The following is a 14,231-nucleotide window of genomic DNA, read 5'->3' as shown; positions in this document are numbered from 1 at the left end:
GGTATTTATGCTTTATTGTATTCTATGAATATCCGGTAATTGAATGTGTCCGGCGAACAGGCCGAAAGTTTGGTACGCAGGTTGTCTTTTATCTGTTTTTCCTGCGAAGGCTCATCCAGTTTCGTTCCAAGAATCAGATGGACTTCTTTGGTTCGGATCAGTCCTTCGTGCGGCATCGGGCTGATTTCCACCCCGTTCCGGATTTCTGTACGCACCAGCAGTTCGCCGAGTTCTTTTTTGCAGAAACTGGCTATGTCGTTCTGTGTCAGGACACGGCCGTGCGAAATGAAGGCGTATTTGTAGATGTCAATCCGTTCTCTGTTTTGGGGGGCTTGTTTCCCGCCGTAGGTGGTACTTACCAGAGCCAATGTCTTCGGGTCCAGGTAAGTGGTGGCGTTGGGGGACAGGTTTACGCCTGCCTGTATCCGGTTTCCTACCTCACAGTTGGTTGTCCAGTATTTGACGGTAATCTGCCCCTTGCCGGACAGTTCGTCAATCATAAGGTAATAAGGTGTTTCCCTGAACTCGTTCATGTTGTCTGCTGTCTGTTTCATTTGCGCCATCAGCTGCTCCATCTGGATGGTAAGTGCCTGTAGCTTGATGCTTGATACGGCATTGAAGGCATGGGTCTCGTCATCCAGCAGGTCGGACAGATAGCCGAGCAGCTCCCTGGCGGAACGGGAGTCGAAACGCTCGCATCCTCCTTTGCGGATGGAGTAGGTTCCATAGCTTTCCGTGGAATCCTTTGCGGGATAGAGGAGTTCATGGTAGTTCTTTCCGTCAGAATCCTTCACGCTGTGTACAGACAGAAGGGATTCGTAGCTGCCCGTGCGCAAGGGTATCACCCTGAAAGTTTCCTCAAGGGTGGTCGTCTGTTCGTGAAGCGTTTTGTTCTCTACAGGCACGATGTTGATGCCGGCATGAAGTTCTTCAAGGACTTCCGCTGTGAAATGGGCGGGGAACTGTATCTTCACCCATACCAGTTTGTCCTGCATCTTCTCCAAAACGGCCTCTTTGAAACAGGGCCGCAGGGTATCCGGAAGGTTTTTCCTGCAGGAACCGTTGAGTGGAAAGGACTGCGATACTTTCAGAAAATGTTTGCTGTAAATATCCATGACTTCCTTGTCTATGACGGACATCACGTCATAGTCTTGGAAAAAGGCACGGGTTGGTTCTTTCTGTATGGTTGTCTTTTCATGGATTCCCCCTTCCATCACGACTGTTTTCCCTTCTACGGACCATTCCGTACAGGGGAGCAGGAGCAGATATTCATAGCTTTCCGTAAGGTTGGGAAAATCCAGATAGAACGAAAAGTCTTCAAGGTCGGAAATGGATTCATCCACCGCCATTCCTAACCAGACGGTACGCGGAGGCATCCTTGTCTCTGCACGGGCAATCATGGTCTTCTCCAAGGTAGGGGCTATCCGGTAGAGAAGGTCGTCGCAGACCATATATTTCACGTCGGCTTTGTGCAGCAGGGTATCGCAGGCGGGATAAAACGATACGCTTCCGGTCGATAGCTTCCGGGTAAGCGAGTCGCTCTCGTAATACATGCCCGATGCCCTGGTTATCAGGTAACACGGTTCTATGGGATAGGCGTGTACGATGCCGTGTGCGGGAAAGGGTGAGGTAAGGATGTCCGGAGTAAGGATTCGGGCGGTCTTTTCCAACAGCCTTGTCTCGATGGCGGTAAAATCCTCTCCCAGCATATATATCTCGTTGGACAACGCTTCCAGCAGGAGCTTGACAACCGGGTCGAAGTTTTCCGCCTTTTTTATTCCCCAGAAAGCCGCAGCGTATTTCAGCATACGGTTTCTGATTTGCTCTTTATTGTATTTTTCTGTACTCATAATCCTTTCATCGGGTTGAAATCGGTCCTAAATAGATTACATAATAGAAACACCGTTTTTCTCCGGTATGTACCAGGGTTCCATATACATATACTTGTACACGTTTCTTTACGGCGGGAGCATCAAATACATTGTCCTGTCGGGTGGTGTCATCAATGATGACACGTACATTTACACCCGTAAGCCGCTTCTCGTGCCGGGTAATTGCCTTGGTTATGTATTCCGAGAATTGTCCTTCCCAACGGGTGTGTGAAACAATGCTTTCAAAGTCGAGAAAAAAGATCTCACAGCCGAACTCCTTGTCAAAGGCATGTTCGCCGGGAGCCGTACTGATCAGCAGTTCGATAAACTGGTCGATGGACTCGATTTCCGAGCAGGATGCAAGACGGCTGTTTTCCACATCCTCGCTGAGCAGGGCTTCAAAATCCAGGGGCAACTTGCAAAACTTTGTTTCCATACTTGTCAGTACCATTCGTTTTCAAATTCTTCGTCTATGAACTTCAGTGTTCTTGCGGCAAACAGAAGGACGATGCTGCTGGAATTGGATATACGGTCAACCTTGCGTTGCAGGCGGATGCAGTTCCCTTCCACAAAGCGCAAGGCAAATGCCGCCTGTTGGTCAGGTTGGTCCTTCTGATAAATCCGTATTTCGCCGTTCTCACGGGAGTCGTTGTATGCGGCCCATCTCAACAGCTCGTCACCCGGCATCCCGCTGAGGGTACAGGTGACGAATCCGCCGTAGGCTTCACCTTCAGGCAATCCGTCACGGTCTGTATTCCGCTTGAATTGCAGGTCGAATTCTTCAATGCTGTATGTCTCATGGCAGACGGACAGCCGCATCACGTAGCGGTCATCCGGCATTGAGGATTTTTTGTTTTTGAACAATGAAGTGAACCAGTTCATGATTATAAGTTTAAGTGACACGAATCGCCGGTCTCCATTTCCCGGAAGTGGATGAATAGTGATATACGGCTCTCTTTGGTTGTTGAATGCACATTGAAATCAAGGCATTTTGCTCCCTTGAAACGGATGATCTCTTTGGGAGTACCGGGCAGGTCGGAAGTGTTCATCACCTCTCCGTCCTTCAGGATTCTTGAATTGAACATCCATTCCAAGAGTTCCTCTGTAGGAAATCCGGCAATGCTTACCCGTATTTTACCGCCGTAGGTCTTCCCGGTTACCTTTCCATTAGGAGTGGTTTCTTTCCGGAAGTCATACTCGTAGCCCAGCAGGTCGTATGCCTGCACTTCTTCATGCTCCGAGGGTTCGGCGGTCCAAAACTTAATATACGATTGTGCACTCATATCCTTATATTGTTTTATTCTTCTTTACTCATCAGATTGGTTTGCAGCATGGCGGTCAGGGTCTGTTCCTCGTTCATGCGTGATTCAACGAACAGTACCGTATCTTGGCTGTCCAGATGCTTGCGTACATAGGCTCGCAGGTAGGCTTTGAAAGCCTGTACCTTCGTCCGGTATTCCTCTAAAGGGAGGGCGAAGATACCTTGTTCTCCCACACGTTCTAATCCGTATTTTTCCAATTCTTCTTCAAATGACTTTTTTGATTGGTCATTGGAGATTGTATAAATTATTAATGTTTTATACTGTTTCATACTACTATTTATATAGCAGCTAATTAATTAAAAAATGATATATCAACACACCTAAAATCATTTCATAAATTGGTATACACCAAATCATCCAATTAGCTATAAGTTTATTCCTTACACAACCTTGATATTTTTTCATTAGACCTTCTATCTTTTTTTTACGATACACCATAACACAAAAAGTAACAAAAATGAATAATGGCGCAATTAAAAAAATAAGACTGGAAATTCCATTTAAAAAGTAAATATATACATTATGAATATCAGCCCATTTTTGAATGCAAAAAAATAATATAACTATTGCAATTCCAACTATGTATGATAAGAAAATACATGTACTTAATATTGGAGGATCTCCATGTTTTTTATACATTATATATAGTCTATAAAAAATATAATCAATCATAATGCTATTTCCTATAAATAAAAGGTGATACAACTTTCGTATTGTCTTGTGGCATAACAAAAAACGAATTATAAAAATCTGTACAGAAATTCAGTTCTTCCTTATTTTGTATAGGATCAATATTTTGTATAGGATCAACCTCATAATCATTCCCCCAAAGTACACCTCCATCCAATTCTTCATCTATCATATCACCTATTGTTTTATCAAAAAAACAAAGTCCCACTATATCTGCTGCAAAGAAAACACCGCCAATGGCCCAACCAACTCCAGGTATTGTTGCACAAAGTCCTGTTACCACAGTATAAACATCTGAAACTTTAACATTTTTATTGTTAAACATATTTGCAGCTGTGGAAAGTGTACTTAATACAGACCCAACTCTACCTGCTCTATTTAAAAATTTCCCCAAACTTTTTCTTATTGTACTTGATTTTATATTATATCCATTATTCCTTAATGATTTACTAATTTCATTTGACAAATCACGTCTAAATCTACGGTTCGAAACATTTTCTATATTCCATTTACTTTCTAACCAGGCAACAGGTGTTCCGATAAAAGCATTGACCATATCAAATGTCTGCAATATATCAGAGGTAAGTTGACTGCCATAATGTATATTGAAATCTTTCAACGGAATAGTATATTCTTCTGTTTTACAATTATCACTAATCCTTTCTAGCACTTTAACTGTTAATGTTGCCGGTACACAATTATAATTAAGTAAAACCTTTACATCATCTAAATTTGAAACCTTCACTATTCTTTTTCCAAATGCATTAAATCCCATATTTACAGAAAAAGTCCCGTCCGGATTGGAAAAGCAAATAGCATTTTTGATTTGTCCTTCTGTTAAATGTAAACTTCTTATATATGATTCTGGAGAATAATCAATTCTTTGTATAGACTTTGAATGAAAAAAATTATCTCCATTCTGCCTATATAATGATTCATCAATATATATTTGTTCTTCAAAGGCATAGCCAAGCCCTTCAACATATCCTGTATAAATAATATCCATCCTATTCATTTGAAAGAAATCATCTTTCGATATGAATGTTTGAGTTCTGTCATTGTATTCAGGCATAATTGTAATTATTTATTTTACCCACTGATTATCAAAATCAATACCATTCACGTTTACACTCTCTGGAGAAAGAACCAGTGTTGTTGATAATCCTTGTCCCATGTTAATTGCTCTATGTAACTTTGTACAATACGCATTCGTAAACGCCACCTCAAATATCACCCCGGATGTTCCGGTCTTGAACAGAACTGCCCCGTTCTTTTTCACCCACGGTTTCACAGCCCATCCGTAGATGTTGCTTTTCACCGTCTGCGAAAGGGTTATCATGATTCGTCCCCCTCGCACTTCGCCTTCCGGTTGGTTCTTTAGGTTATCTACTGGCTGGTGAAAACCTATTTTGAATTGTTCCACTGCATATTCGTCGCCGTCAACGCTGAATATGACATTCACGTTGCTGTCCACTTGCGGAAAATTAAAAAGTCCCATAACGCTGCTGTTTTTAAAACACCCACTGATTTTCAAACTCTTCTGTACCGAATGCCAGTTTCTGTGCCTGTACGGTCAGTTTGGTCGCAATATAGCTTTTGCCTTGCCGGATATAGCTGATTTCCATATCCACACAAGTCGCTCTCTCAAAGAGTATCTTTTCGAGCGTGGAGCCTTGGTTGTCATGAACTACGATGGCTCCGCTCTGGTATTTACGGGCATCCAGCATCCACTGGATCATGTCACGGTTGGGAAGATGGGGATAGGTTACATAAAACGTGCCGCCTTTTACCTCGGTCTGTGCCTGTCCTTTGATATCTATCCCTTGGGCAAATCCGAATTCGCAGCCGATGAGCTGGTAGCTGTCCTTGTACATGTCGGTCAGTGAGGAGGCAGCCAGGTTGCCTATCTTTAAGAATACGGTATATCCAAACATACGATACTTGATTATTGGTGAATATTCCAGGTTAATTCATTCTGTTCGTCCAGACCTACCTCCAGACTTTTTCCTTTGCCCAGCTCCTCGTTGATGATAAGCCGTGAAATCGGTCTGCGCAGATAGTTACGGATCACACCGGCCACTTGGCGGGCACCGTATTTGGGTGTGAATCCTTTGTGTGCAAGCATTTTACGGGCATCATCGCTGATGGTGATGCCGATACCCTGCTTGTCCAGAAGTTTTCTGACTCCATTGAGCTGTATGTCGAATATTTTCAGGAGTATCTCTTCACGGATGGGGGAGAACGGAACGATTTCAGACAGGCGTGCCAGAAACTCCGGACGGAAATACTGTCCCATTACCTCCATGATCTGGGTGGTGGACGGAACATTGCCGGACTCAAGTTGCTTGGTCAGCCACTCGCTTCCTACATTGGATGTGAACAGCACGATGGAGTTGGAGAAATCTCCTTCCTTGCCCAGACGGTCATGCAGTTTTCCTTCGTCCATGATTTGCAGGAAAATGTCATATACGGACGGGTGCGCTTTCTCTATTTCATCAAAGAGGACAACGGCGTATGGCTGTTGCCGTATTTTATTGACCAGCATGCCGCCTTCCTCATATCCCACATATCCCGGAGGTGCTCCGTACAGCAGGGCGGCGGAGTGTTCTTCCTTGAACTCGGACATGTCGAAGCGGATCATGGATTTCTCGTCATTGAACAGTGCCTCCGCCAGTGCTTTAGCAAGTTCGGTCTTGCCGGTACCGGTGGGTCCCAGCAGGAAGAAGGAGCCGATGGGCTGTCCCGGCTTGTTCATGCCGCTACGGGATTCCAGGATGGCATCCGTCAATGTCTTCAGGGCCTGGTCCTGTCCGACGACGCGTCGCCTCAGATAGTCTTCCATATTGAGTAGCCGTTCCTTTTCCTGCGACTGTATCTTGCCGATAGGGATGCCTGTCTTGCTGGCGACAACGGCGGCTACCTCATAGATACCTACCTCCTCTATTTTCTTCTCTGCAAATTGGAGGAGGACGTTCAATGCGTTTCTCAGATAGCCGGTCAGTTCTTCATACTCCTGCAATTCATGAATGTCCGCTTCATCGGGTATGACTCCTAAAAGGATGGGGCTTAATTTGTTGTGCATTACGAAAAGCAGCGTTTTCAGTTCTTCGGTCTTTTCCTGAAGGTCCTTTTCATCCTTTTCTATTTCATCCAGCCCGGACAGCAGGGTCTCCACATTCTTCTTTCCTGTTTCATTGACCATCTTGATGGCGGAGAGCGTCATGTCCAGCAGACCGATGGCGGAATCAGGCAGACGGCGGTCTTTGATATACCGTTTGGCAAGACGGACACATTCGGCTACGGCTTCGTTGCTGATTCTTACATGATGGTAGTCCACGTATTGTTTCTGCACGGAGTGTAGCATCTGGATAGCGGACTTTATGTCCGGTTCGCTTACCTGTATGACCTCGAAACGGCGGCTGAAAGCATGGTCCGGCTCGATGATTTTGCGGTATTCGTCAATGGTGGTGGCGCCGATGACGGTCAGATCGCCGTGCGACAGTTCGGATTTCAATACATTTCCCGCACCGGTATTTCCTTGTCGGTTGTCCAGCAATACATGGATTTCGTCAATAAACAGGATTGCATTGTCGATATTCCGCAATTCTTTCAGGATATTTTTCAGGCGGTCCTCGATTTCCCCCTTGTAGGTGGCTCCCGCAATCAGGGAGGCGTTGTCCAGTTCAAATACACGGGTTTCTTCCAGAAACGAGGGCACTTTATGGCTGACTATCTCCCAGGCAAGTCCGTAAACCAGTGCTGTCTTTCCTACTCCGGCATCACCGACAATCAGGACATTGGACTTGCTCCGGCTTCCCAGTATCTCCATGACCATACGGTTTTCACGGTCGCGGTTGATGACCGGATGCAGCTTGTTGGCCGCATCTTCGGTTAGATCCACACAGTATTTGCCCAAGAAGGAGGATGAGGCGGAAGTCGGGGCATAGGACTTCTCCGTAGTGGCGGAAGGACATGCCGGCTGCCCGTTACCTATATATATGGAATGGATATCCTTTTCCAGAATGGGGAAAGACCTGAGCTGGTCGCTGGAAAAAGCGACACCGGGCTTTGCCAGTGCCAATAGCACACAGATGGGATTGATGTCGAACAGCCCGAACTGGATTCGTGCATCGTCTGCGGCACGGAAAACGGCGTCAATCCGTTCCGAAGGCTTGATTTCGGACAACTGGGTGGATTTCGGGCATTGTTCGATATATACGTCCGCCCATTCCTCCAGATAGCCTAAATCCTTGCCTATACTTATTATAAAATCTCTTAACCCTACATCTTTATGAAGTAGAGCCTTCAACAAATGCGAGGGTGTATAACACTCATTCGCATTTTCACGAGCCACTGCAAGTGCTATGTTAAGCGCAATTTTTACAGAATCATCAAGATTGATGAAACCAACTCCTGTTTCCATAATCGTAAGATTTAAAAATTGCGCAGGAGAACATTGCAAATATAAGGCAAAAAAAATAATTCGGCTATTGTTGGCAGCGTTTTTTTTATGCTTATGGGCATATTTTCGGTAAAAACAAGAAAAAATCATCAAAAGTTCTTTGTAGTTTTCAGAAAATGCCATATATTGGGCGCAGAAATTGAAGGACAAAGATAGGACTGTAGCAGGCCTCCTTTGACCGGATATTTCAAAATCAACTTATTTTTTAATTTAAAACTTTGAGAATATGGCATTTAAAGCGTCATTTAAGTTTTCGGACTCAAGAGAGTTTGATGTACTGACCTGGAGAGTTAAGTTCAATCGTGATGTGGACCCCAAAGGCCGTCCGGCATCTGACATTTATGGTGGCACAATCTATGTGGAAGTCGAATCAACTCCCGATACCATTGTGCTGGATAAGATGTTCAAGCAGTACCAGCCCGTAAACGGAAACATCGTCTTCAAGAAAGCGGATGAAGATGCCAAAATGAAGGAATTGGTGTTCGAAAATGGTTATGTGGTGGATTACGAAGAGGCACTGAATGTGGCTAACCAGTATCCGATGACAATCAAGTTCGCCATTTCTGCACAGACCGTGAAGATGGACGAGGCTACATTTGTACAGGATTGGCCGGAAAACAACTAATGGTTGTTTCCTAATCAAAGTTTTAAGGTGCCGGAATATACCAATTCCGGTTATTTCGGCACCAAAAAACATACCGACCAGTCGGATTATTTATTTAAAATCATAGTTTAAGATAGTATGGGAGCAAGTTTTCTGAATTTGGTGGCTACTAAAGTAACCGTGAAAGGAGAAGAACAGAAATTCGTTTCACTGCATCTCCGTCAGGGTTTCAACCGGCATCACACCTTCACTGTGGTGGTGAATTATCTGTCGCCTAACAATACGTTCCAACAGACCCCGGAAAAATTCATCGGCTACATCGGGGAGACTGCCAGCATTTCATTTGTCCATAGGCAGACGGGTGAAAGTTATGACTTCGAGGGAATCATCACTCAAGTGGAAATGGTTGGAAGCATGGGCGAGACAGGCGGAGTGGCCATTCACGGAACAAGCCCTACGATACTGTATGAGAACAACAGGACACTCGATTCTTGGATGGATCAGTCCCTCTCTACCATAATAAAGGAGGCGACGCAGGAGTATGGAAAGGTCAATCTGGTTTCCAATCCCAAGTATGCGGCGCCCATACCCTACATGGCACAGTATAACGAGAGTGTCTTTGACTTTATGAATCGCCTTTCGGCTCTTTATGGGGAGTGGTTCTATTATGACGGGACGAAAGTGTATTTCGGCAAGCCTGACAGGGACAATACGGAGAAGATTGTTTATGACATGGATTTGGAGGAAGTACGTCTGGTTGCCAATCTGGTACCGGGTAAATCCGCAAGATACGATTATGTAGCGCAGGAGAACAAACAGCATAATGCGGATACGCCTGCCAAACCGGATGGCATGAACGACCTTCAGTCTATTGCACACAGCTGCTCTGAGAAGGCATATACCGCAAAAACGACCTCGGCTGCCGACCCCCATGTAACGGACAAGGCGGAACTGGACGAACAGATGAGGATTGTAAAGAATGCGTCTGGAGCCAATCTTCTGAACATCAAAGGTATAGGAAAGACTTGCCGGATAAGGATTGGTGAAATCATCGATGTTTCTTTCCCCGACAGGATGAAACTGCCTCCTTTAGGCAAGTTCCGTATTGTCGGGATTGAGCATGAGGTACGCCGTGACGGACATTACTCCAATAGTTTTGTCGGTGTGCCGGACGGTACGGTACATATTCCTGTTCCCGATGTGAAGCGGCCGTTGGCGTTGCCGGAACTGGCTACGGTGAAGGAAAACAACGACGACAAGGGACAGGGACGTGTGAAAGTGGCTTTCGACTGGCAGAAAAACGGCAAGACAACCAATTGGATCAGGGTGCAGACTCCTAATGCGGGAGTAAGTGGTGCGGTTCCCAAGAATCGCGGATGGGTATTTGTTCCGGAAGTCGGCGATCAGGTTATGGTAAGCTACGAGCATGGCAACCCGGACCGCCCCTATGTTACGGGATCGGTGTTCCATTCCGGTTCAGGTAAAGGAGGGGACAAGGACAACAAGGTCAAGAGCATTATCACACGCAGCGGCAATGCCATCGTTTTCGATGATGAGACGGGAAGCATCGTTATTACTGACCAGACGGGAAAACAGCTGATCATGTTGGATGGCACGGATGCCATTACCGTCATGGCGAAAAAGAGCATTACCCTTACCAACGAGGCGGAATCGGTCATCGTAATGGATGATAAGTCGATAGGCTTGCAGGCCGATACCATTGCTCTCGAAGGCAGGAAAAGTGTAACATTGCTGTCCGGCAACGAATGTATGGTGCTCAGCAGCGAAAAGAGTATAATTAGCAGCAGCGGTACCAATATCAAACAGGAGGCGGCAAAGGATTACGATGTTGCTGCAAAGAACGGAACGGTCAACGGTGTAAATCTGATGATAGAGGGAAAGGGAAACGTAACGGTTTCGGGAGGAATAGTAAAGTTTAACTCATAATTCGGTTGGCCATGGGAGCATCTGCATCTGTGATACAGGAATATTACAAAGCGGTCGATTACTGGGCGGACATAGTCGGCAACAGGGACTGGAAACTGTCTGTATGGATTGTCGGGCAGAACGATGTGGACTTGGTGGACAGGTTTCTGGAAATAGAACGTTCTCCGGTAGGGCAGTTCGATGACATATTCTTTCGTTTTGATACGCCGTACAGGGGGGATGACGAGGAATACACCGAACAGCTCTGGCAGGAATATGCCGGTTGGTTTTCAGAAAAGGTTGAGGAGAAGTATGATATTCTCAGGGCTCTGAGGCACGACGGGTTGCTGAAGGAAGAATACATTCCTGATGTGTCGGTTGAGCATACGGCGGGCAACTTGTGGAGAGAGATGTTGCGTTTCAAGGCATGTATCTCCCGGTTGGATGATGCCTTTTTCTGTCTGTACTTTCCTCCGGAACAGGAAAGGGGGTATTCCCGGACAGGATGGTTCGGCAATGTGCTGAAAGAAGGTGTCCCGCAGGGAATCCGGATGACAACCGTTGACTTGAAAAAGAACAGGAGTATCCGGCTGGGTGAGTCTCGGGAAGTGGTTTGCATACGCCCGCAGTTCGATATGGCGGCGGCTTTGCATAACCGGATGGCACGGTCGGATAGCGGTAACGACCTGATTGCACCTGAAAATCGGTTCAAGCAGCAGGTTACGGTTGTCATGGATTCTACACAAAAGCAGGATTGGAAATTATTGGACAGGGAAATCCGAAAACTGTTGGATATTGCACAGGAAATAAAGGATACGAATATCCGGATTTCCGCTCTGCTTATCGCATCCGAGGCATGTTATGCTATCAGGGAATATAAGCATAGCATGAAATACAGCGACGAAACCGTCCGGGAGGCGGAAAAGGCGATGCAGGGCGGTGAAACGGCAGGATATAGTTATTGGAAAATGGCTGTTTCCATGAAAGCGGCCATTCTGACAGCCGGGAAAAAACGGGAGGAAGCGGTTGCCTTGTATGACATGATGGCTAAAAAAGCCGTCATGCAAAAGGACCCTTATTATGTCATGGAAGGCTATCGCATGTGTGGTTTCCTGCGCTATGAGGATGGAAAGATGGAACAGGCTTTCGAATATTTTTTGCTTGCCCTGGCAGGAGGCAGCTACCTTTCTGCCGAAATCAGGCGGGGTTCCACGTTCGTTTATGCGGCGTATCTGGCTCTTCATACGGGAAGACTGGTTCGCGCTCCGATTGATGTCGGGATATTGGAACGGCAGCTCTGCGAATGGATTGGGGAGGATTGGAAGGAACTGGTGGACAATCCGGATATGCAGCAGGCGAAGGCCAGAAGAAGGGGAAGTTTTTTCAGTTGAGCGAGATTTAATTAATATATATTTTAAATTTAAAATTGAATAAGTATGGATCTTGGTAATTATGGAATCGGCGGAAACGAAGTGAAGATTGACGCTTCCGAAGGTATTGCGGAAATTCCACAAAATCGAACCTTATTGGTGGAACAGCTGACGAAGGATGAGCCGGTGGCTCCCGAAGTGGTTGCCGGTCTGACCAACATTGACGAAGTCTTTGCACATTTCCGGCCGGAAATAGATATCGAGTTCGCGGATGCGGACGGTGCTCCCGTAGAGGAAAATTTCCGTTTCCACAATGTCGGTGATTTTTCTGTCAGGAAAATGACGGAACAGAGTTCATTCTTGTCCGGCCTGAATGCGGAAAAGCAGTTTGCGGACAGGATGGAGAAGTCGTTGCGTTCCAACAAGGTGCTGCAACGGGTACTGGAAAATCCGGAGACACGTGGAGCGTTTGTCAATGCGATTTCTGCCATTTTGGACGATTTGAAGAACAATGAGAAGTCTAACCCCACTAATGAATGATAGTTATGAGCGAACAGAATACACAAAGAGAAGCAGCCGTACAGCAGCAACAGGCTGTGGCGCAGTCCAGAAATCTGAACGCTGAATTGCAGATTCTGGCTAAGTTTGGCGGTTTCAATGTCTTGGAATCTTCCGTGGACGGCATACAGAACATGAATCCGGAGCGTAAGGCACGGCGGAACATATTCCTTTCCGACCCCGAACGGGCGGCTGAGCGCAAGGAGCTGGAAAAACGGCTTGAGATGTGGGTCGATATGTTGAAAGGCAACAAATCCATCAGTGAGATGGTGGAGCTGTGCCAGAAGAAGTCTGCGGCGGTGTCCGGTCTGCTATCCCAGAACCAGCTGAAAGCGGTGGAAGAGGTCAGGCAGTTGGAGAAGTCCTACCGCACGGTCATGCTCTTCTACAAGAATACGGATTCCGACAAGATCAAGAATATCTCCATTGTGAACGCTTCGATGAGCCAGCTTACCGATTTGGACAACTCCTTCTTTATCGATGCCATTGCAAACGAGCTTCGTGCGAATTATGACCGTTTGGACTTGCGTACCAACTATTCCCTGCTGGTTATCCCGGGATATTTGGGTTCCAACAAGGTTGTTGAAAAATGGGCAAAGATTGCGCATGACAACAAGGTGATGATTTACACGGATTTCGCTGATCTGGAAAAACCGGATGATGTCATTGAAATGTTCTTTGATTCCAATCTTTCGGGAGGCGATGTGTACAAATCCAACGTATGTATGACCTGCAACTATTTGGTAGGACGGGGACGCTATGCGGAACTGGGCGAAACCGAAGACTTGCTGATTCCTCCTTCTGCGGCATTGGCCGGCAGTGTGTACAAGACGGTAATGGCACAGGTTACCGCCGGTAAGAAGTATGGTTCCATGAGCGAGGTGGACGGGGTGGCTTTCAACCTGAAAAAAAGCGAGATTTCCGAAATCGAGAAGATTGGCCTGATTCCGATGGTGAAGGAATACGGCAAGGTGATGGCTTTCTCTGCCAAGACATTGTTCAACGGGGACAACTTGGGATTGCAGACCTATTCCGTAGTCCGTGTGTTCGATTGGGTAACGAAAGTGCTGATGGATTTCCTCAACCGCCGTGCCTTTGAGAACTGGAACAGCAAGGCGGAAAGGGATTTGCGTGGTCAGATCAGCAAGTTTTTGGATAGCATACAGGGTCCCGGACGCTTGATTGAGAAATTCAAGATTCTTCGTTTCGAGCGCGATCCGAAGCAGAAAGACCGTATTTTCCTCGACATTCACCTGACTCCTTATTTCCCGGCAAAGAGTTTTGTCATCAAGTTGGAAGGTACAAAAGGGGATGACGAGAACGACTGGAACAGCGACTATGCACAGGATGCATAGGTAAGTCCTTACAGGGACAGCCGGAGTGTACCGGTTGGAACGCCCGGTTGTCTCTTTTTCACATTCTAAAAAA

14 protein-coding genes are annotated in these 14,231 nt (G+C 46.2%); 5 read left to right on the top strand and 9 right to left on the bottom strand.

Going from position 1 to position 14,231, the window contains the following annotated elements; all coding sequences use genetic code 11:
- Positions 1-5 precede the first annotated feature (5 nt).
- The 9 genes from GKD17_RS19530 to GKD17_RS19490 form a co-directional block, all read right to left on the bottom strand.
- The gene (locus GKD17_RS19530) at positions 6-1,850 is read right to left on the bottom strand and encodes a type VI secretion system baseplate subunit TssF (RefSeq protein ID WP_007832766.1); all 1,845 of its coding nucleotides are present in this window, start codon (positions 1,848-1,850) and stop codon (positions 6-8) included.
- Between the two features lie 7 nt (positions 1,851-1,857).
- A complete protein-coding gene (locus GKD17_RS19525; protein ID WP_007832768.1) occupies positions 1,858-2,322 on the bottom strand; it encodes a GPW/gp25 family protein in 465 nt (154 codons plus the stop codon).
- Entirely contained in the window at positions 2,313-2,753 is a 441-nt protein-coding gene (tssD, locus tag GKD17_RS19520; RefSeq protein ID WP_007832769.1) for a type VI secretion system tube protein TssD, read from the bottom strand. The genes GKD17_RS19525 and tssD (GKD17_RS19520) overlap by 10 nt, the downstream gene beginning before the upstream one ends.
- Positions 2,754-2,755: 2 nt before the next feature.
- On the bottom strand, positions 2,756-3,154 hold the full coding sequence (gene tssD, locus GKD17_RS19515) for a type VI secretion system tube protein TssD (protein WP_007832771.1): 399 nt from the start codon (positions 3,152-3,154) through the stop codon (positions 2,756-2,758).
- A gap of 14 nt (positions 3,155-3,168) precedes the next feature.
- The gene (locus tag GKD17_RS19510; RefSeq protein WP_007832772.1) at positions 3,169-3,462 is read right to left on the bottom strand and encodes a hypothetical protein; all 294 of its coding nucleotides are present in this window, start codon (positions 3,460-3,462) and stop codon (positions 3,169-3,171) included.
- A 407-nt stretch (positions 3,463-3,869) separates the two neighbouring features.
- The gene (locus GKD17_RS19505) at positions 3,870-4,955 is read right to left on the bottom strand and encodes a hypothetical protein (protein ID WP_007832774.1); all 1,086 of its coding nucleotides are present in this window, start codon (positions 4,953-4,955) and stop codon (positions 3,870-3,872) included.
- A gap of 12 nt (positions 4,956-4,967) precedes the next feature.
- Positions 4,968-5,381 (bottom strand): type VI secretion system tube protein TssD, encoded by a 414-nt coding sequence (gene tssD / locus GKD17_RS19500; RefSeq protein ID WP_007832775.1) that lies wholly within the window; start codon positions 5,379-5,381, stop codon positions 4,968-4,970.
- 13 nt (positions 5,382-5,394) lie between these two features.
- Entirely contained in the window at positions 5,395-5,817 is a 423-nt protein-coding gene (tssD, locus tag GKD17_RS19495) for a type VI secretion system tube protein TssD (RefSeq protein ID WP_007832777.1), read from the bottom strand.
- A gap of 11 nt (positions 5,818-5,828) precedes the next feature.
- Complete coding sequence (locus tag GKD17_RS19490; RefSeq protein WP_032935755.1) at positions 5,829-8,306, bottom strand: ATP-dependent Clp protease ATP-binding subunit; 2,478 nt, start codon at positions 8,304-8,306, stop codon at positions 5,829-5,831.
- Between the two features lie 265 nt (positions 8,307-8,571).
- On the opposite strand from GKD17_RS19490, the gene tssD (GKD17_RS19485) reads away from it, so the two are divergent.
- From tssD (GKD17_RS19485) to GKD17_RS19465, 5 genes are all read left to right on the top strand, one after another.
- Positions 8,572-8,970, top strand: coding sequence for a type VI secretion system tube protein TssD (gene tssD, locus GKD17_RS19485; protein ID WP_007832783.1), 399 nt, complete (start codon positions 8,572-8,574; stop codon positions 8,968-8,970).
- Between the two features lie 117 nt (positions 8,971-9,087).
- Positions 9,088-10,896, top strand: coding sequence for a type VI secretion system Vgr family protein (locus tag GKD17_RS19480; RefSeq protein WP_007832785.1), 1,809 nt, complete (start codon positions 9,088-9,090; stop codon positions 10,894-10,896).
- Between the two features lie 11 nt (positions 10,897-10,907).
- Positions 10,908-12,266: a hypothetical protein gene (locus GKD17_RS19475; protein ID WP_007832787.1), complete on the top strand. Its 1,359-nt coding sequence runs from the start codon at positions 10,908-10,910 to the stop codon at positions 12,264-12,266.
- Between the two features lie 45 nt (positions 12,267-12,311).
- Positions 12,312-12,785 (top strand): hypothetical protein, encoded by a 474-nt coding sequence (locus GKD17_RS19470; protein ID WP_005802596.1) that lies wholly within the window; start codon positions 12,312-12,314, stop codon positions 12,783-12,785.
- Positions 12,782-14,158: a DUF5458 family protein gene (locus GKD17_RS19465; protein ID WP_004288713.1), complete on the top strand. Its 1,377-nt coding sequence runs from the start codon at positions 12,782-12,784 to the stop codon at positions 14,156-14,158. Before GKD17_RS19470 ends, GKD17_RS19465 begins: the two co-directional genes overlap by 4 nt.
- The last annotated feature ends 73 nt before the right edge of the window (positions 14,159-14,231 follow it).

The sequence above is a fragment of the Phocaeicola dorei genome (assembly GCF_013009555.1).
In the GTDB taxonomy this organism is placed as follows: Bacteria; Bacteroidota; Bacteroidia; order Bacteroidales; family Bacteroidaceae; genus Phocaeicola; species Phocaeicola dorei.
This window is presented reverse-complemented; position numbering and strand designations above follow the sequence as displayed.

Excerpts from the sequence above, each read along its gene's own strand:
- GKD17_RS19530 (WP_007832766.1), bottom strand. The coding sequence starts at position 1,850 with ATGAGTACAGAAAAATACAATAAAGAGCAAATCAGAAACCGTATGCTG.
- GKD17_RS19525 (WP_007832768.1), bottom strand. The coding sequence starts at position 2,322 with ATGGTACTGACAAGTATGGAAACAAAGTTTTGCAAGTTGCCCCTGGAT.
- tssD (WP_007832769.1), bottom strand. The coding sequence starts at position 2,753 with ATGAACTGGTTCACTTCATTGTTCAAAAACAAAAAATCCTCAATGCCG.
- tssD (WP_007832771.1), bottom strand. The coding sequence starts at position 3,154 with ATGAGTGCACAATCGTATATTAAGTTTTGGACCGCCGAACCCTCGGAG.
- GKD17_RS19510 (WP_007832772.1), bottom strand. The coding sequence starts at position 3,462 with ATGAAACAGTATAAAACATTAATAATTTATACAATCTCCAATGACCAA.
- GKD17_RS19505 (WP_007832774.1), bottom strand. The coding sequence starts at position 4,955 with ATGCCTGAATACAATGACAGAACTCAAACATTCATATCGAAAGATGAT.
- tssD (WP_007832775.1), bottom strand. The coding sequence starts at position 5,381 with ATGGGACTTTTTAATTTTCCGCAAGTGGACAGCAACGTGAATGTCATA.
- tssD (WP_007832777.1), bottom strand. The coding sequence starts at position 5,817 with ATGTTTGGATATACCGTATTCTTAAAGATAGGCAACCTGGCTGCCTCC.
- GKD17_RS19490 (WP_032935755.1), bottom strand. The coding sequence starts at position 8,306 with ATGGAAACAGGAGTTGGTTTCATCAATCTTGATGATTCTGTAAAAATT.
- tssD (WP_007832783.1), top strand. The coding sequence starts at position 8,572 with ATGGCATTTAAAGCGTCATTTAAGTTTTCGGACTCAAGAGAGTTTGAT.
- GKD17_RS19480 (WP_007832785.1), top strand. The coding sequence starts at position 9,088 with ATGGGAGCAAGTTTTCTGAATTTGGTGGCTACTAAAGTAACCGTGAAA.
- GKD17_RS19475 (WP_007832787.1), top strand. The coding sequence starts at position 10,908 with ATGGGAGCATCTGCATCTGTGATACAGGAATATTACAAAGCGGTCGAT.
- GKD17_RS19470 (WP_005802596.1), top strand. The coding sequence starts at position 12,312 with ATGGATCTTGGTAATTATGGAATCGGCGGAAACGAAGTGAAGATTGAC.
- GKD17_RS19465 (WP_004288713.1), top strand. The coding sequence starts at position 12,782 with ATGATAGTTATGAGCGAACAGAATACACAAAGAGAAGCAGCCGTACAG.